14 protein-coding genes are annotated in these 17,523 nt (G+C 61.3%); 6 read left to right on the forward strand and 8 right to left on the reverse strand.

Features of this window, described 5'->3' with window-relative positions:
• The first annotated feature begins 42 nt into the window (after window positions 1-42).
• Window positions 43-972: a DMT family transporter gene (locus tag NBH21_RS08150; protein WP_250915977.1), complete on the forward strand. Its 930-nt coding sequence runs from the start codon at window positions 43-45 to the stop codon at window positions 970-972.
• A gap of 452 nt (window positions 973-1,424) precedes the next feature.
• On the opposite strand, the gene metF is transcribed toward NBH21_RS08150, so the two are convergent.
• From metF to NBH21_RS08175, 5 genes are all read right to left on the reverse strand, one after another.
• Entirely contained in the window at window positions 1,425-2,333 is a 909-nt protein-coding gene (gene metF, locus NBH21_RS08155) for a methylenetetrahydrofolate reductase [NAD(P)H] (protein WP_250915976.1), read from the reverse strand.
• Window positions 2,334-3,341: an ArsR/SmtB family transcription factor gene (locus NBH21_RS08160; protein WP_250915975.1), complete on the reverse strand. Its 1,008-nt coding sequence runs from the start codon at window positions 3,339-3,341 to the stop codon at window positions 2,334-2,336.
• A gap of 176 nt (window positions 3,342-3,517) precedes the next feature.
• Window positions 3,518-5,863 (reverse strand): methyl-accepting chemotaxis protein, encoded by a 2,346-nt coding sequence (locus tag NBH21_RS08165; protein ID WP_250915974.1) that lies wholly within the window; start codon window positions 5,861-5,863, stop codon window positions 3,518-3,520.
• A 246-nt stretch (window positions 5,864-6,109) separates the two neighbouring features.
• Window positions 6,110-7,759, reverse strand: a complete 1,650-nt coding sequence (gene ettA / locus NBH21_RS08170) for an energy-dependent translational throttle protein EttA (RefSeq protein ID WP_250915973.1) — start codon at window positions 7,757-7,759, stop codon at window positions 6,110-6,112.
• 111 nt (window positions 7,760-7,870) lie between these two features.
• The gene (locus NBH21_RS08175) at window positions 7,871-9,658 is read right to left on the reverse strand and encodes a hypothetical protein (RefSeq protein WP_250915972.1); all 1,788 of its coding nucleotides are present in this window, start codon (window positions 9,656-9,658) and stop codon (window positions 7,871-7,873) included.
• 136 nt (window positions 9,659-9,794) lie between these two features.
• On the opposite strand from NBH21_RS08175, the gene NBH21_RS08180 reads away from it, so the two are divergent.
• The 4 genes from NBH21_RS08180 (at window position 9,795) to NBH21_RS08195 (ending at window position 14,816) form a co-directional block, all read left to right on the forward strand.
• Window positions 9,795-10,751: an alpha/beta fold hydrolase gene (locus NBH21_RS08180; RefSeq protein WP_250915971.1), complete on the forward strand. Its 957-nt coding sequence runs from the start codon at window positions 9,795-9,797 to the stop codon at window positions 10,749-10,751.
• 245 nt (window positions 10,752-10,996) lie between these two features.
• Window positions 10,997-11,953, forward strand: a complete 957-nt coding sequence (locus NBH21_RS08185) for a DMT family transporter (protein WP_250915970.1) — start codon at window positions 10,997-10,999, stop codon at window positions 11,951-11,953.
• Window positions 11,954-11,964: 11 nt separating this feature from the next.
• Complete coding sequence (gene caiB / locus NBH21_RS08190) at window positions 11,965-13,167, forward strand: succinate--glutarate CoA-transferase (RefSeq protein WP_250915969.1); 1,203 nt, start codon at window positions 11,965-11,967, stop codon at window positions 13,165-13,167.
• Window positions 13,164-14,816, forward strand: a complete 1,653-nt coding sequence (locus NBH21_RS08195) for a thiamine pyrophosphate-binding protein (RefSeq protein WP_250915968.1) — start codon at window positions 13,164-13,166, stop codon at window positions 14,814-14,816. The genes caiB and NBH21_RS08195 overlap by 4 nt, the downstream gene beginning before the upstream one ends.
• Window positions 14,817-14,819: 3 nt before the next feature.
• Here the strand turns inward: NBH21_RS08195 and NBH21_RS08200 are convergent, their stop codons facing one another.
• Entirely contained in the window at window positions 14,820-15,686 is an 867-nt protein-coding gene (locus NBH21_RS08200) for a LysR family transcriptional regulator (protein ID WP_250915967.1), read from the reverse strand.
• A 136-nt stretch (window positions 15,687-15,822) separates the two neighbouring features.
• Between NBH21_RS08200 and NBH21_RS08205 the strand changes: the two genes are divergently transcribed.
• Window positions 15,823-16,647: an SDR family oxidoreductase gene (locus NBH21_RS08205; RefSeq protein ID WP_250915966.1), complete on the forward strand. Its 825-nt coding sequence runs from the start codon at window positions 15,823-15,825 to the stop codon at window positions 16,645-16,647.
• Between the two features lie 67 nt (window positions 16,648-16,714).
• Here NBH21_RS08205 and NBH21_RS08210 read toward each other — a convergent pair whose 3' ends face one another.
• Together NBH21_RS08210 and NBH21_RS08215 are read right to left on the reverse strand one after the other, a co-directional pair.
• A complete protein-coding gene (locus NBH21_RS08210; RefSeq protein WP_250915965.1) occupies window positions 16,715-17,056 on the reverse strand; it encodes a RidA family protein in 342 nt (113 codons plus the stop codon).
• A 60-nt stretch (window positions 17,057-17,116) separates the two neighbouring features.
• On the reverse strand, window positions 17,117-17,455 hold the full coding sequence (locus NBH21_RS08215; RefSeq protein WP_250915964.1) for a protein tyrosine phosphatase family protein: 339 nt from the start codon (window positions 17,453-17,455) through the stop codon (window positions 17,117-17,119).
• Window positions 17,456-17,523: the final 68 nt, after the last annotated feature.

Below are 17,523 nucleotides of genomic sequence, written 5' to 3' on the forward strand. Positions count from 1 at the left end.
CATCCGTAGCTATGAAGCTCGGAGAGAAACCGGAGCTTCCACATGAACACCGTCTCGCAGCAGAAAATGACGACCGCCACCTGGCTGATGCTCTTGCTGCTCGGCCTGATCTGGGGCGGCTCCTTCTTCTTCGCTCGTGTTGCAATCCCCTATGTGCCGCCGTTCACGCTGGTCTTCCTCCGCCTGTCGATCGCAGCGCTGGCCCTGCATCTCTATCTGCGGGGCAATCTGGACATCTACCGCCATCTCGCAGCCAACTGGCGTTCGTTCCTGCTGCTCGGCCTGATCAACAACGCCGTGCCCCACACGCTGATCTTTCTCGGGCAGACCCATATCGGCGCGGGCCTCGCTTCGATCCTCAACGCCACCACCCCGGTCTGGACCGTTATCATCGCCAATCGCCTGACCGACGACGAGAAACTGACCGGCACCAAGCTCGCCGGTTGCCTGACGGGCCTTCTCGGCACGATTGTCCTGATCGGCCCGAGCGCGCTTTCCACGAGTTCGATTCCGCTCTGGGCCGTCTGCCTGCCCATCCTCGCCGCAGTCTCTTATGGTTTTGCCGGCATCTACGGCAAACGCTTCAAGGGTATCCCCGCGCCGGTCACCGCAACCGGTCAGTTGACGGCATCGTCGATCATCATGCTGCCGGCCTCGCTCCTCATCGACCACCCGTGGAACCTCGCCATGCCGCCGGTCGGTGCGCTCGCGGCAATCGTCGCGCTCGCCCTCATCTCCACCGCCTTTGGTTACATCCTGTTCTTCCGCATCATGGCGCGGGCCGGTGCCACCAACACCTCGCTCGTCACACTGCTCGTTCCGCCAAGCGCCATCCTGCTCGGCGCCCTCTTCCTCGATGAGCGCCTGCATGCTACCGATATCGCAGGCATGACGTTGATCGGCCTTGGCTTGGTCATTCTGGATGGCAGGCTGATTGCGCGCAGGCCTGCTTTCGGCACCACGGCCAAATGATGCGGGTTGTCACGCATCAAAACGATCCCGTTTTTGCAAATCACGTTTGTTAAGCAATATTAACAGACGCTCACATTTTCCAAGATTTTGATTTTATTGATCTTTGCAAGCCGTGCGACAACTTATCCACGGCTCTGCACTGCGCTGCAGCACACAAAACGCTTTTCAACCGACACAAAACGGACATATTATCTAACGGTCAACACAAGGAGGCAGACATGGGACTGACCAATTCTCTCAATGTCCTGATCGTCGGTGCGGCGTTTGTGTTCATAGCGACGATGCTGTTCATCTGAGTTTTCATGGGTGAACCAACGGCCATCCTAAAGAGATCCCGAGAGGTCCGGCCAAGCCAGTGATGCTTTCCGAATTCAATAAGAAAGGCGCATGAACCGTTATCGGCATGCGCCTTTTTTAATGGCCAGCGAGATCAAGTAGGCCTCAACTCGGGGTCATGCGGCAGCGCCAGCCACAGCCCGCTCTGACGGCTTCAGTCCAACATTGGCAAGTGTCGCATTCACCAGCGGCGCGCGGTTCATCGTATAGAGATGGAAGTCACCGATGCCTCGACGCACGAGATCCTCGATCTGTTCGGCGGCAACCTCAGCCGCCACTTCCGCCCTCGCCTGCGGTTGATCGTCGAGACCGGCGAAACGGTCGTCCAGAAAGGACGGAACGCTGGAACCGCACATGGAGGCAAAGCGCTTCAACTGGGTGAGGTTCTGGATCGGCATGATGCCCGGCACGATCGGGATGGTGATCCCCGCAGCGCGTACCCGCTCCAGATAACGCTCGAATATATCGTTATCGAAGAAGAACTGGGTGAGCGCCCTGTGAGCACCGGCATCGACCTTGCGCTTGAGCATGTCGATATCGGCCGCATCGTCACGGCTTTCCGGGTGCTTTTCCGGATAGGCCGATACGGAAATCTCGAAATCGCCTATCTCCCTCAAGCCAGCGACCAGTTCGGCCGCGTTGGCAAAGCCACCCGGATGGGGCTGGTAAGCCGTTCCGATGCCGCCCTGCGGATCGCCACGCAGAGCAACGAAATGGCGCACACCAACGGCGCGGAATTCATCCACTACATGGCGAACCTCATCCTTCGTCGCACCGACGCAGGTCAGGTGCGACGCGGTGGGCAGCGTAGTGTCCGAGATCAGGCGGCGCACCGTGGAAAGGGTCGGCGCGCGCGTCGTGCCACCGGCTCCATAGGTCACCGAAACGAAATCCGGGTTCCAGCGCGACAGTTCATCGACCGTCGCCCAGAGCTGGCCTTCCATCTCTTCCGACTTCGGCGGAAAGAATTCGAAGGAAATGCGCAGCGGCGCGCCAGCCTGTTCGTTGTGATCGTTTCTCGCCATTCATATGCTCCCGGTCTGAAGGGTGGATCCGATGGAAGTTTCGCTATGGGCAGGCACGCGCTGGCGGGCAAGCCAGAGAGTGACCGTCAGACCGCCGCCTTTCGGCTGTTCCGGCTTGAGGTCGACTGCACGCTCCACATCGAGATCGTATTTGGCCAGCCATTCGGCCATCGTCTGGTGCGAGAAGCCGAGCCGCACATGGGCATGCTCGTCCCGCAGGTATTCATGATCGTGAGGCGCGAGATCCACGATGGCAAGCCGTCCGCCGGGCTTCAACATGCGGCTTGCCTCGGCCAGCGCCAGCTCGGGCTGCGGCAGGAAGTGCAGCACCTGATGGATCGTCACGAGATCGTATTCATTGCCGTCGAGCGGCAGGTTCAGGATATCGCCATGGCGAACGGCAGCCTTGAGGATGCCGGCCTTGTCAAGATTGGCCCGCGCTACGGCCAGCATGTCACGGCTGGCATCGATGCCGACAGCGCGGCGGTAGCCGTTGGCCAGAAGCTGAAGAATGCGGCCCGTGCCGGTGCCTAGATCCAGCAAAGCATCAACCGGCTCCGTGCCGACCAGCCGCACCAGCGCCGCCTCGACCGCATCGTCATTGACATGCAGCCGCCGCAGCTCGTCCCATCCGGAGGCATTGCGGCTAAAATAGTCCTGTGCGCGCTCCGCTCTCGTCCGCTTGACGGCGGCAAGACGCTCCCCGTCACGGAGCAGCACCGGATCGCTGTCGAGCGTTGCGGCAAGCAGCTGACGCGCCAGCGATGCCGCGTCACCATCCTGCTTGAGGCGAAAATAGGCCCATGCACCCTCCTGATAGCGGTCCACGAGGCCAGCTTCGGTCAACAGTTTCAGGTGGCGGGAGATTCGAGGCTGCGACTGGCCGAGAATATCGGTAAGATCGGTGACCGTCAGGTCGCCGGCAGCAAGCAGGGCAAGCAGGCGAAGTCGCGTAGGTTCGCCTGCGGCTTTCAGCAGTTCGACTAGAACGTCTACACCGAACTTCATACGACCTCCGCTCAAAACCAATCAAGATATAAAGATGTCTTTATGTCATTCACCATCCATGCGCAAGGACTAATTGCGCAACAGGCCCGATTGGCGAGGCGAAGGAAGGAACCGCGACCACTTCACACAAAAACGGCCGCACAGGGCGGCCGCTTGTCTTCGATTGCCGGGTCGGCTCAGAACTCTTCCCACTCGTCCGACTTCATGGCAACGGCGGCATTGCCGTGGGAAATCGGCGCAGGCCGCGCCCTTGACGGCTCCCGCGCCGGGGCCGGTCGCGCCGCAGAAGGACGGCTGACCGGCGCAGCGGTGGCGACGCGCTGAGCGGCCTGCCCCGTGCGGAAGCGGGACAGCAGTTCGGCAAGACGTGCACTCTCCTGTGCGAGGCTTGCCCCTGCGGCGTTCATCTCCTCGACCATGGCGGCATTCTGCTGCGTCGCCTGGTCCATATGATTGACGGCCGTATTGACCTCGCCAAGCCCCAGGGACTGCTCCTGCGCAGCGGTAGCGATGGCATCCATATGGGTATTGATCGACTGCACGAGTTCCGCGATCGAGGAAAGTCCCTCGCCCGTGTCGCTGACGAGTTTGACACCTTCGCTGACGGCGATTTCGGAATTGGCGATCAGCCCCTTGATTTCCTTTGCCGCATTGGCGGAACGCTGGGCCAGTTCGCGAACTTCCTGCGCCACGACTGCAAAGCCCTTGCCGGCTTCACCGGCACGTGCCGCCTCGACGCCGGCATTGAGTGCCAGCAGGTTGGTCTGGAACGCGATCTCGTCGATGACGCCGATGATCTGGCCGATCTGCCGTGAAGACTGTTCGATGCGCCCCATTGCGGAAACGGCGTTTGCGACGACATGGCCCGAGCGATCGGCACGTTCGCGGGTATTGCGAACCAGATCGCGAGCCTCGCCCGTCCGCTTCGACGTAGCCGTGACGTTGGCCGTGATTTCCTCCAACGCTGCAGCGGTTTCCTCGAGCGAAGCAGCCTGCTGCTCTGTACGCTTGGCGAGGTTGTCCGATGCCTGGGAGATTTCGCCCGACCCGTTGGTAACGGAACCGGCGACCTGACCGACGCTCTGCAACGCTTCGCGCAGCTGGCGGACCGACGTATTGAAGTCATGGCGCAGGGCCTCAAACTGCGGCGCAAATTGCTCGTTGATCTCGCACAGCATATCGCCAGAGGCCATGCGCTGGAGACCGGACGCCAGCGCGCCGGTGGCCTTGTTCAGACGCTCGTTAGCATCTTCTTCGGCCTTCCTCTGCAATTCGACGCGTTCTGCCTCGCCGCGGCGACGGTTGTCTTCCGCCTCGGTTTCCAGCTGCGCATTGCGGATGGCAGCCTGACGGAAGATTTCGACCGAGCGAGCCATGCCGCCGATCTCGTCGGCGCGATTGGCGCCGGCGATGGCAATGCCGAGATTGCCGGAAGCCAGTTCCCCCATGGAAGTTGTCAGCGCGGATACCGGCCGCACGACCCGGACCAGAACGACGGCCATGCCGACCACGCCGAAGATGAGGGAAAGCAGGAAGAGCGAGACGTAGAGAACCATGCTTGAGAAGGCATGAGATTCCGAAACCGCCGCAGCATTGTTGATCGCCTCCATCGCCTCGGAGGCAACGCCTGCGATCGTCCCGAGAGCCGCGGTCACGCGCGGACGCCAGTCGTCGATGGAAACGGGCGGCGCCTCGTTTGCCGACTTGGCGACGATATCGGCGCGCCAGTTGGCAAACTCACCGGCGAAGTAACCGTTCTGGGCCTGGGCAAACTTTTCCTTCACCACGGCCGGCGTGTCCGAATGGTCCACAAGAACCTTTACCGCGCTCCATGCGAAAGTCATGCCCGCGTCGAGCTTGGCAAGGTTTGCCTGCTCCTGGGGAGAAAGCGGCCGCTTGGCCGAAATCGGAGCGTTGAGCACGACAGTCGCACTGCCGCCAAGGGCGCGCGTTGCCCAGGCATAACTGCGGATCTGGATCAGGGCCACAAGCGAACTGTCGAGGGAGCGAACCTCGCCCTCTGCCGCAACGGATGCCGCCTCAAGGGCGGTAAGAAGCTTGTCCCCTTCGGCCAGTATGACCTTGTCCAGTCCGGCCTCGCGCTGATCGAGCGGCTTGGCGACGTTCTGGTCGATCCGCTGGCGCAGGGATTGCTGCGCCTTGTACTGCGCATCCAATGCGTTGAGTACCGAACGAAGCTCGACCGAGTCGATGTTCGCCATGTGCCCGGCAGCTTCCGCCATCGCCACGTCCACCTTCTCCCGGGCAGCCACCACGCTGCGCATGGAGCCGGCACCGGCTTCTGTCGAAAGGTTCATCGCAGTCGCCGCGTCCCCGCGCTCACTGCGAAAATTGAGCAATGCGTTGAACAGTGCCTTGTCCAGCGCAGTCAGGCCGGCAACGTCCTGAAACGTGGCGTAGCGCTGGTAGGAACCGTAAGCCGAAGAGCCGACCAGCACAGCCAAGGTCGCACTGACGGCAAGAAATACTCCGATGAGAATATTGCGAATCGAAAGTAACATTTGAAACCCCCTCAGTTCATGAGAAGGAGTGAACAACATTTTCGATTAAATACTGTTAAAATCTGGCAATCGATAAGTGTGCTGACGATCGTCACGCCTCCCAAGATTTGAGGTGGCGCGCTGTCAAAAACTCCGAACAGGCCCTGACGGTGAGATTGTCGCGCCGCCACACTCCCGGCATAACGAAAAACGGCCTGCGGATCATCTTCGCAGGCCGTTTGCTCAAGTACTCTATTGCTTATTCGCTCAACGCGTCAGGCGCTTGTAGGTCACCCGCTTGGGATTGACCGAATCCACGCCGAGACGACGCATCTTGTCCTGCTCGTAATCTTCGAAGTTACCTTCGAACCATTCGACATGGCTGTCGCCTTCGAATGCGAGGATGTGCGTGGCGAGACGGTCGAGGAACATGCGATCGTGGCTGATGATAACAGCGCAGCCGGCGAAGTTTTCCAGCGCGTCTTCGAGTGCACCCAGCGTTTCGGTGTCGAGGTCGTTGGTCGGTTCGTCGAGCAGGAGAACGTTGTAGCCGCCCTTCAGCATCTTGGCCAGGTGAACGCGGTTGCGCTGACCGCCCGAGAGGTTGCCGACCTTCTGCTGCTGGTCGCCACCCTTGAAGTTGAAGGCGCCGCAATAGGCGCGGCTGTTCATTTCATACTTGCCGAGCTTCAGCACATCGTTACCGCCGGAGATTTCCTCCCACACGGTCTTGTTGCCGTCAAGCGTATCGCGGCTCTGGTCGACATAACCGAGTTCCACCGTCTCACCGACGGTGATCGAACCGGAATCCGGCTTTTCCTGTCCGGTGATCATACGAAACAGCGTCGTCTTACCGGCGCCGTTCGGGCCGATGACGCCGACGATACCGCCGGGCGGCAGCTTGAAGGTGAGGTCTTCGATCAGGACACGATCGCCATAGGCCTTGGTAAGACCTTCAGCCTCGATAACCGTATTGCCGAGGCGCTCACCGACCGGAATGACGATCTGCGCGTCGCCCGGGCGACGTTCGGCCGCTGATTTGACCAGCTCGTCATAGGCCTTGATACGGGCCTTGGACTTGGCCTGACGAGCCTTGGGGCTGGCGGAAATCCACTCCTGTTCGCGCGAAAGCGCCTTCTGGCGGGTCGCCTCCTCACGAGCTTCCTGCTGCATGCGCTTGGCCTTGGCCTGAAGGTAGGCCGAGTAGTTGCCCTCGTACGGAATACCGCGACCACGGTCGAGTTCGAGGATCCAGCCGGTAACGTTGTCGAGAAAGTAACGGTCGTGGGTGACCATCAGGATGGCGCCCGGATATTCGCGCAGGTGCTTTTCAAGCCAGGCGATGGTCTCGGCGTCGAGGTGGTTGGTCGGTTCGTCGAGCAGCAGCAGGTCGGGCTGGCGCAGCAGGAGCTGGCAGAGCGCGACGCGGCGCTTCTCACCGCCGGAGAGATTGTCGATCGTCGCATCGCCGGGCGGGCAGCGCAGCGCCTCCATGGCCATCTCGACCTGGCTTTCGAGGTCCCAGAGGTTCTGGCTGTCGATGATGTCCTGGAGCTTGGCGCCCTCTTCCGCCGTCTCGTCGGAATAGTTCATCATCAGTTCGTTGTAGCGGTCGAGGATCGCCTTCTTGTCGGCCACCCCTTCCATGACGTTGCCAAACACGTTGAGGCTCTCGTCGAGCTGCGGCTCCTGCGCGAGGTAACCAAGGGTAGCGCCGTCGGCAAGCCATGCTTCGCCGGTCCACTCCTTGTCGAGACCGGCCATGATCTTCAGAACGGTCGACTTACCGGCGCCGTTCGGGCCGAGGATACCGATCTTAGCGTCCGGGTAGAACGACAGATGGATGTTCTCGAGGATCTTCTTGTTGCCATAGGCCTTGTTGAGGCCTGACATGTGATAGATGAACTGGCGTGCCATCGTTCGGTTGCTCCGCGCGTCGAATTGGGAAGTTGCCGCTATGTAGGCGAAAGCGGCAATGGGAGCAATGCGGTGCGCCCGGTTTTTGTGATTTGCCGCGGTCGCCGCAGACTAGCGCAAGGTATCGTGCTCGATACGAAACAGCCGGAATGCCGATTTGCCGTCACCAACTCCTGTCATCCCGGGCCAGTCCTCGCCACCCGCAAGGGCACGGAAGAGAGGAGCGCGTTCGCCTTCGGCAGGCAGCGTTCGACGGCATACGGCAACATAGTCGAACGGCGCCAGCGCCTCCCGCCGCACCTGCGGATCCTCGCTGGTTAGCGCTTCATAGGTTCGCCGGAGGCCGGGCGACGCGCGATGGAAAGGAATGCCGGCGACGGAAATACCCGGCTGCATGCGCGAAGCAATCGCCATGGCGACACCCGGCGGCGCGAGGATGCGCCCTCTCGACAACTGGTCGAGATCGGACAGCCCCTCCCCTTCACAGCTGTCGGCATTCATGTAGTCGACGATATTGAGCTTTGTTGCGGCCGAGGACATCGCGTTGGCCGCGCCGGATGCGGCAAGGCCAATCAACCCCACGACGGCAAGACCGAGCGCCAACCGTCCCTTGCGCGCGTCCCGCCACAGATGAACCGTCTCCCGAAAGGCAAGGGGCAGGAACAGCGGCCCGACCGAGGTGGCGATCGGAGTGTAGCGAAACATCGCCAGCGCAAGCAGAAGAGCCGAAGCAGCAATGCACCATGCAATTCCCCTCCTGCCGATATCCGCTCCGCTTTCCCTGACAAGCCCGACCGCAGCAAGGATGATGACCAGCGCAAGCAGCGCAAGCCGCAACACTTCCACCCCATGACCGGCCGCCAGAATGGTGCCAATGCCACCCTCCTGCGCCACAGTGGAGAACCAGTAACGCTGCGAGACCGGGTCAATGATGCTGTAGGGTCCAGCGAGGCATTCGCCGAACAGGGCCGGAGCACAAAGCGCAATCGGCAGGCCCACGCCGATCATGGCAAACAGCCGCATGCCAGACCCGGCACGCGACGGGAGCAACAGCACCACGACAGCCGCCCCCAGCGGCATCACCGTCAAAACGAAGGCAAACGGCGCGGAAAAACTGTCGCATTGGGTCGCAAGAATACCATCCGTTCCGACGAGCAGGCTGCCGAGCAGCGGCGTGGTCAAGGCGCAGGAAAATAGGAAGGCAAGCGTGACCCCGCGCATCGCGACGCCACGAACGCACCAGACCATCACAACGGCGACCGCACCAACCGCGACAAGCGGCAGACATTCGAGGCCGATCATTGGCGAAACGGCAATCGCCACGCCGGCAAGCACGCCCCCTGCAAGATCGCCGCGCAATGCACCATAGACGAAGAGCAGGAGCAGAAGGATCTGCGCATTGTGGTGATCGATGCGCCCCGGCTCGAATTCCGACACAGCCGGCGCACCAATCATCACCATCGCGACGAGCTGCCAGAAAGGCACCCTGCCTGAAATATTCGACGTGAGACGAAACAGGCTGGCGCTGAAAAGCAGGCCGAAGACGACAAACATCACCGGCGGCCAGACCAGAAAGGCATACTTCGCGGCAACCTCCCGCCCGGTGAAAGGCTCGATCATCCAGGTCAGGAGAACATACGGCAGATCGACGAGGCGGGACCACGGGGACACGTAGGCATCCGGCATCCGAATTACATCGAGGGTCCGGTCGAACCACCTGCCGTCCGCCAGCAATTGCAGGACCTCGATGCGACGCAAGGCATCGTCGACATCGATTCGCTCGAACCGCCCGTCCAGTCCATCGAGAAAAATCAGCAGAAACCCGATGGAAATCAGGCTTAGGAAAAACAAACCGCGAGTAAGCCCCGTACGGCCACCATCGCCGACTTGCAAAACCATCAAAGCCCCCGTTCAATAGTCCATGGGAGAGGACCACCACGAAACTAGCCCTGCAGGATTTAACGCCGGATAAACCGGGGACCGCTTTGCAGGTCGCATGCCATCGAGTTTTCGATAGGAACAAGGGGGGAGGCACATGTTTACGGAAGCCAGACGTTTTTCCAGTCCGACCGGCGCACTGATCGCCTATCATCACGAGACCGCGCACGACGAGCCCCGCGGCATCCTGTTGATCTGCCACGGCCTGATCGAGCATTCCCGGCGCTACCATGCCTTCGCCCGCGCGATGGCTGAGGCCGGATTCCACGTCTATGCCCACGATCACCGCGGCCATGGCGAGACCACTTGCATCGACGCGCCGCTCGGCCGGTTTGCCGGGCGCGGCGGGGTCCACAAGGTCGTCGCCGATGTTCGCGCCATGCGCGACATGGCGGTCGCCGAACACCCTGGTATGCCGGTCGTGCTCTTCGGGCACTCCATGGGTGGGTTGATCGCCCTGAACACCGCCGCCATGCATCCCGATGCCTTCCGAGCAGTGGCGATCTGGAATTCCAACTTCAATCCCGGCCTCACCGGCCGGTTCGCCCAGGGCGTACTCGCTGCTGAACGCATACTGAAAGGCTCGGACGTTCCAAGCAGCATCCTGCCGAAGGCAACCTTCGATGCCTGGGGGCGCTCCATCAAGAACCGCCGGACGCCATTCGACTGGCTGTCGCGCGACGGGGCGGAAGTCGACAAATATGCAGGCGATCCGCTTTGCCGGTTCGACGCCAGCGTCTCGATGTGGAGCGACGTTCTGGCGCTCACCTTCCGAGGACGCTCTCCCGCAATGCTGAACCGCCTCCCCCGCGATCTGCCCTTCCATCTCGTCGGCGGCAGCCAGGATCCCGCCACCCGCGGCGGCCGCGACATTCTCTGGCTGGAAAAACACCTGCGCGACAGCGGCCTCACCAACATCAGCACCCGCATCTACGAAGACATGCGGCACGAAACGCTGAATGAAATCGGCAAGGAACGCGCGGTCAGCGATTTCAGGAGCTGGTGCGACAACACGGTCGGCGACGCAGCCCGCCCGCTCGAAACACTTTCCTAGCCGCAACCCGCATTTAGGCAGTCAGCGACGGCACCACCACGCACAAGCTCCGGCCCATCCCATAGACTTGTTCGACGGCAGTCAGCGAGCCGCTTGAAGAAGGTGAGAGTGTCGCCCGCGTCGCCACACAAAAGGCGGCTTCGCACCCTTCCTGCGGCAAACCGACGCCCGGCATTGTCGAAAGGGAATAACCCCATGAGAGAAATTCAAGTGTTTGCCGGAACACTCCCCGCTATAGAAAGACCATGATGTCGTCGTCCGCTACATTGGCAGATACCGCCCCCGAAAACAGGATCATGCAGGGCCTCGGACTGATGATTCTCGCCATGCTGGTCGCTCCCTGCATCGACATCTTTTCCAAGCTTGCAACAGCCAACACCTCGCCGACCATGATCACCACCGGCCGCTTTCTGTTCCAAGGACTGTTCATGCTGCCCATCGTTCTTGCCAATGGTACATGGCGTGATTTTTCCTGGCGGCTGAGCGGTTATCACGCCATTCGCGCCGCCGTCATCACTCTGTCGATGATCTGTTTCGTCGCGACGCTCGCCGTCATGCAGGTCGCCGATGCAGTCGCCATCTTCTTCGTCGAACCGATCATCCTGACCGTTCTTGCCAGCATCTTCCTGAAGGAAACCATCGGCTGGCGTCGCTACACTGCCTGCGCCGTCGGTTTCCTCGGTGCTGTCATCGTCATCCGCCCGAGCTTCGAAGAAGTCGGGTTCGTCGCGGTGCTGCCCATTGTGACCGCCTGCGGCATCGCCATCTTCGCGCTGATGACGCGAGCCTTGTCGCAGCGGGAGAACCCGTGGTCGATGCAGTTCCAGATGTCCCTATGGGGCCTGCCGATCTGCGGAGCCCTTCTCGCCTTCGGCGGCGTGACCGGTATCGAGTTTATGGCCCCTTCCATGCCTGACGGGCAGACGCTGGTCTGGTTTGTCGGCATCGGCTTTTCGGCGGCGCTTTCCGGCATTCTCGCTGTCTATGCCTACCGCGTCGCCCCCGCCTCCGTTCTCGCTCCCATGCAATATCTGGAAATCGTGTCCGCGACCCTGCTCGGCTGGCTCGTGTTCGATGCCTTTCCCGATGCGATCAAATGGCTCGGCATCGCCATCATCATCGGTTCCGGCCTTTTCATCGTCTGGCGTGAGCGCCGCTTCTCCTCGAAGCCGGTATCCGACAGAAAACCCATTTCTCCATGACAGGATCGACCATGACTGACGCGCCTTCAAGGAAACCACCTCTTTCCGGCATCCGGGTGATCGAGCTTGCCCGCGTGCTCGCCGGTCCCTGGGCCGGCCAGATGCTGGCGGACATGGGCGCAGATGTCATCAAGGTCGAGAACCCCGAAGGCGGTGACGACACCCGCGCATGGGGGCCGCCCTTCGTTGAGGGCGCCGACGGCGAAAACCTGTCTGCCGCCTACTACCACTCGACCAACCGCAACAAGCGCTCCATCGGCGTCGATTTCCGCTCGCCCGAGGGCCAGGAAATCATCCGGCGGCTGGTCGCCACCGCCGATGTGGTGATCGAGAACTTCAAGGTCGGCGGGTTGAAGAAATACGGCCTCGACTATGAGAGCCTCAAGGCGATAAATCCGAAACTCGTCTACTGCTCGATCACCGGCTTCGGCCAGAACGGCCCCTACGCCGAATTTGCCGGCTACGATTACATCGTACAGGGCATGTCCGGCTTTATGTCGATCACCGGCGAGCCGGACGGCCAGCCGATGAAGGCAGGCGTCGCCATCGCCGACATCTTCACCGGCATCTATGCCGTCACTGCGATCCAGTCGGCGCTGATCCACGCCATGAAAACAGGTGAAGGCCAGATGGTGGACATGGCGCTGCTCGACGTCATGTCCGCGGTGCTTGCCAACCAGAACATGAACTACCTGATCTCCGGAAAATCTCCGGTGCGCCTCGGCAACGCCCACCCGAACATCAGCCCTTACGAGGTCGTTCCGACGGCGGATGGCCACCTGATCCTTGCGGTCGGCAATGACGGCCAGTTCAAGCGCCTCTGCACCATCCTCGGCATAGAACAGGTCGCCGACGATGAGCGCTTCACCACCAACAAGGCACGCGTCGCTCACAAGGCGGAAGTGCGGCGCATCGTTTCGACCGAAACGGCGAAATGGGCAAAACGCGACCTGCTAACGGCCTGCGAAAGCAATGCCGTGCCAGCCGGCCCGATCAACTCCATCGCCGAAATGTTCGACGACCCGCAGGTCAAGGCGCGCGGCCTGAAGATCGACCTGACCGATGCCGATGGCAACACCATCCCAGGCGTTCGAACCCCGATCGTGCTTTCCGAAACGCCGCTGCGCTACGAGCGTCCCAGCCCGCGGGTCGGCGAGCACCGCGATGAAATCCTTGCCGAACTGGAAGAGATCGAGAGAAAGGCAGCCCAATGAAAAAGACCGGTGGTCAACTGATCGTCGATGCGCTCAAGGCAAACGGCGTCAAACGCGTTTCCTGCGTTCCGGGCGAAAGCTATCTCGCGGTGCTCGACGCGCTCTATGAAAGCGGCATCGAAACCATCGTCTGTCGGCAGGAAGGTGGCGCGGCGATGATGGCAGACACCTGGGGCCGGCTGACCGGCGAGCCCGGCATCTGCATGGTCACCCGCGGTCCCGGCGCGACCAACGCGTCCGCCGGCCTGCATGTCGCCAGGCAGGATTCGATCCCGATGATCCTGTTCATCGGTCAGGTGCAGCGCGACGCCCGCGAGCGCGAGGCCTTCCAGGAGGTCGAATACCGCCGCGCCTTCACCGAATTCGCCAAATGGGTCGGAGAGATCGACGACGCAAGGCGCATTCCGGAATTCGTCACCCGCGCCTTTGCCATCGCCACCTCCGGCCGCCCCGGCCCGGTCGTGTTGACGCTGCCGGAGGACATGCTGGTCGATGAAGTCGATGCGCCCGAGGCCAAGCCGTACATGCCGGTCGAGGCCCACCCCGGCCCTGCCCAGATCGAGGCTTTCGGCGCGCTGCTGGCAAAGGCGAAACGCCCGATGCTGATCCTTGGGGGCACGCGCTGGGATGAGGAATCCGTCGCCGGCATCCGTGCCTTCGCCGAACGCTTTGCCCTGCCGGTCGGATGCTCCTTCCGTCGCCAGATGCTGTTCGATCACCTGCATGAAAACTATGCCGGCGATGTCGGCATTGGCATCAACCCGGCGCTTGCGAAGGAAATCAAGGAAAGCGACCTCGTCGTCCTGCTCGGCGGCCGCTTCTCGGAAATGCCGTCTTCGAGCTACACCCTCATCGGCATCCCCTACCCGTCCCAGACGCTGGTGCATGTCCATCCCGATCCGTCCGAACTCGGCCGCGTCTACCGCGCCGACCTTGCGATCTGCGCAACGCCGAAGGATTTCGTCGCGGCACTGGGCAAGCTCTCCCCTGCTGTCGAACCGGAATGGGCCACCCGCACCGCCGCCATGCATGCCGGTTACCTCGCTTGGTCCGCCCCGCCGAAGACGGGTCCGGGCAAGCTGCACATGGGTCCGATCATGGAGTGGATCGAGGCCAATACGCCGAAAGACGCGATCTTCACCAACGGCGCCGGCAACTACGCCACATGGCTGCATCGCTTCCACCGGTTCCAGACCTTCAATACACAGGCCGCCCCCGCCTCGGGATCGATGGGCTACGGCCTGCCCGCCGCCGTCGCCGCCAAGCAACTCTTTCCGAAGCGTGAGGTTATCTGCTTCGCCGGCGATGGCTGCTTCATGATGCACGGACAGGAATTCGCGACCGCCATCCGCTATAACCTGCCTATCATCGTGCTTCTGGTGAACAACGGCATCTACGGCACAATCCGTATGCATCAGGAACGGGAGTATCCCGGCCGCGTCAGCGCCACGGATCTGACCAATCCGGATTTTGCGGCCCTTGCCCGCGCCTATGGCGGCTATGGCGAGACGGTCGAAGACACGGAACAGTTCACCGCTGCCTTCGAACGCGCCCGCGCCTCCGGCAAGCCTGCAATCCTCGACATCAAGCTCGATCCGGAAGCGATCACCCCGACGAGAACGCTGACCCAGATCCGCGAGAGGACCTGATTTTCAGGTTCTCCGTGCGATTTCCCGGGCAACATCGATGAAGGCGCGCACGGGCGGAGGCAGATGCCTGCGCCCGGAGAAATAAATACAAAGCCCCGGAAACGGCGGCGTCCAGTCCTCAAGCACGGCCTCCAGCAACCCGGCCGATAGCGCAGCAGCGGCCTGCCTCTCGGTCATGTAGGCAAGACCTACACCAGCGACGGCGGCCTCGAGCATGAGATCCATGTCCTGCAGCGTCATCGGCCCCTCGACATCGATCCGGCTCTCTTGGCCATGCCGTTCGAATTCCCAACGATAGATTCCCCCACTGGGCAGACGCAATCGCAGGCAAGGATACCGCAATAGATCTGTGGGCACCGAGGGTTTGCCGTAGCGCTCGAAATAACGCGGTGCGCCGAGAACCAGAAAACGCTCCTTCTCGGTCAGAGGAATGGCGACCATGTCCTGCGGTATGCTCTCCCGTAAGCGCACGCCGACATCGAAGCCCTCCTCAACAATATCCACGAGACGGCCCTCGCTCGCGACATCGACATGAACTTCAGGATAGCGACGCTGGAATTCGACAAAAATGGGCATCAACAGCCCCGTCATTCCGCTCGGTGAAGTGTTGATTCTCAATCGCCCGCGCGGACTGGCCGCCGCTGCGGTGGCTCCCTCCATCGCACCAGCGATATCCTTTAGCGCCGGAGAGATCTTTTCCAGAAACCGCTCTCCGGCCTCGGTCAACGATACGCTACGCGTCGTGCGGTTGAACAATCGCACCCCGAGACGGTTTTCCAGCGCCGAAATGGCGTGACTGACGGCAGAGGCGGACATGCCGAGGTCGCGGGCCGCCGCTCGGAAATTACGGGTCTCGGCGACGACGGCCACGGCATTCAGTTCGATCAGCCCTGCCTTCTTCATTGTTCGACTTCACTCATCATGCTGTCCGTAATTATCGTGCTTATCGAAGCATATCCGGAAATCTATCTCTTGCGCATCCCCAAACGCCAAAGGAGTTGGAAGCATGGCAAAAACTGTCCTCATCACCGGAGCATCGTCCGGCATCGGCAAGGCGAGCGCAAAACTCTTCAGCTCTCAAGGCTTCAACGTCGTCGCCACGATGCGGAACATATCCGCCGGCGTGGAATTCAGAGAGCTGTCAAACCTGCTGGTGACACGCCTCGACCTTGAAGATCAGGCCAGCATACAGGCAGCGATTGAGGAAGGGATCGAACGCTTCGGCAGGATCGATATTCTGGTGAATAATGCCGGCTACGGTCTCTACGGCGTCTTCGAGGCGATCCCGCGGGAAAAGCTCCAGCAGCAGTTCGACGTGAATGTCTTCGGCGTGATGGACACCATCCGCGCCATCCTTCCCCATTTTCGCGAGAACCGCGGCGGCACCATCGTCAATCTCAGTTCCGGTGCAGGACACTTCACCCTGCCGATGATCTCGGCCTATTGCGCAAGCAAGTTCGCGCTGGAAGGTTTCACCGAGGCTCTGTCCTATGAGTTGCTGGCGCTCGGCATCGGCGTCAAGCTGGTCATTCCCCATGGCGGAGTGGCGGAAACCTCATTCCAGCAAAGATCGGCCGCCGATTTCGCTCGGGACGGCACGCCGGCCGAATATGAGACCTTTCTCGAAAGAAGCGTCGCCACCTTCACTCGTCTCGGCGGGGCCGTGGCCATGACCTCCTCCGATGTCGCAAAGGTCGTATTCGAGGCGGCGACCGACGGAAAACCGCAGCTGCGCTACTTTGTCGGCGATGCCCAAAGCGGATGGCTGAAAGCCCGCAAGGAACTCGAGGAAAACGACTACATCGCCTTCATGCGCCAAAAATTCGCCTGACCGGCAGAACGAAAAAGGCCGACGCATCAAGAGGATGCGCCGGCCTTTCGAATCAACTTCTCAAGGATCAGAGAGCAGCGGTGACGACGAACTCGACCTTGTAGTCCGGAGTCGCGAGCGCGGCCTGGCTGGTGGCGCGTGCCGGCGGGTTCTTCGGGTCGATCCATGCTTCCCAGACGGCATTCATTTCGCCGAAGGTCGACATGTCCGAGAGGTAGATGATTGTCTGCAGGATCTTGGACTTGTCCGAGCCGGCGGCGGCAAGCAGGCGCTCGACTTCAGCGAGAGCCGACTTCGACTGGTCGGTCACGGACACGCCATCGCCGACCTGGCCAGCCAGATAAACGGTGTTGCCGTGAACGACTGCGCCGCTCATGCGGGCGCCCGGCTCGATACGCTTGATGGTCATGGGAAATACTCCTGTTGCTGTAAAAGGAAATCGACCGGCCTGAACGGCCGGAAGGACAGATCAGCCACGCAGCGGCAGCGTCTTCTGATAGGTATTGGTGGAGCGCGCACCGGAACGGCAGTAGCCGAGCATCGGACGGTCGAAATCGTCGAGCGCGTCCATCATGCCGCTGATGGCCTCCTCTGTCACGCCCATGGGGCCGACCGGCACATGCTTGATCTTGATGCCGAGCTCCTCGGCCCGGGCAGCGATGTCGGCGAAAGCCGGCTGGCCCGGCTCCTCGCCATCGGGCCGATGGCAAACGATCGACTTGAAACCCTGCGCCTTGATCTCGTCGAGATCGTCGACCGTGATCTGGCCGGAGACGGAATACTCTTCGTTGATCTGCCTGATATCCATCGTCATCATGCTCCTCGAATGAATGTGGCAAACACTTAAGGTGCCATGTCGGAGGCGTCAATCAAAGT

It is taken from the genome of Ciceribacter sichuanensis, assembly GCF_024055605.1.
Classification (GTDB): domain Bacteria; phylum Pseudomonadota; class Alphaproteobacteria; order Rhizobiales; family Rhizobiaceae; genus Allorhizobium; species Allorhizobium sichuanense.

What these genes read in the sequence shown, in the direction of transcription:
- NBH21_RS08150 (WP_250915977.1), top strand. Translation starts at nt 43, where the DNA reads ATGAACACCGTCTCGCAGCAGAAAATGACGACCGCCACCTGGCTGATG.
- metF (WP_250915976.1), bottom strand. Translation starts at nt 2,333, where the DNA reads ATGGCGAGAAACGATCACAACGAACAGGCTGGCGCGCCGCTGCGCATT.
- NBH21_RS08160 (WP_250915975.1), bottom strand. Translation starts at nt 3,341, where the DNA reads ATGAAGTTCGGTGTAGACGTTCTAGTCGAACTGCTGAAAGCCGCAGGC.
- NBH21_RS08165 (WP_250915974.1), bottom strand. Translation starts at nt 5,863, where the DNA reads ATGTTACTTTCGATTCGCAATATTCTCATCGGAGTATTTCTTGCCGTC.
- ettA (WP_250915973.1), bottom strand. Translation starts at nt 7,759, where the DNA reads ATGGCACGCCAGTTCATCTATCACATGTCAGGCCTCAACAAGGCCTAT.
- NBH21_RS08175 (WP_250915972.1), bottom strand. Translation starts at nt 9,658, where the DNA reads ATGGTTTTGCAAGTCGGCGATGGTGGCCGTACGGGGCTTACTCGCGGT.
- NBH21_RS08180 (WP_250915971.1), top strand. Translation starts at nt 9,795, where the DNA reads ATGTTTACGGAAGCCAGACGTTTTTCCAGTCCGACCGGCGCACTGATC.
- NBH21_RS08185 (WP_250915970.1), top strand. Translation starts at nt 10,997, where the DNA reads ATGATGTCGTCGTCCGCTACATTGGCAGATACCGCCCCCGAAAACAGG.
- caiB (WP_250915969.1), top strand. Translation starts at nt 11,965, where the DNA reads ATGACTGACGCGCCTTCAAGGAAACCACCTCTTTCCGGCATCCGGGTG.
- NBH21_RS08195 (WP_250915968.1), top strand. Translation starts at nt 13,164, where the DNA reads ATGAAAAAGACCGGTGGTCAACTGATCGTCGATGCGCTCAAGGCAAAC.
- NBH21_RS08205 (WP_250915966.1), top strand. Translation starts at nt 15,823, where the DNA reads ATGGCAAAAACTGTCCTCATCACCGGAGCATCGTCCGGCATCGGCAAG.
- NBH21_RS08210 (WP_250915965.1), bottom strand. Translation starts at nt 17,056, where the DNA reads ATGACCATCAAGCGTATCGAGCCGGGCGCCCGCATGAGCGGCGCAGTC.
- NBH21_RS08215 (WP_250915964.1), bottom strand. Translation starts at nt 17,455, where the DNA reads ATGGATATCAGGCAGATCAACGAAGAGTATTCCGTCTCCGGCCAGATC.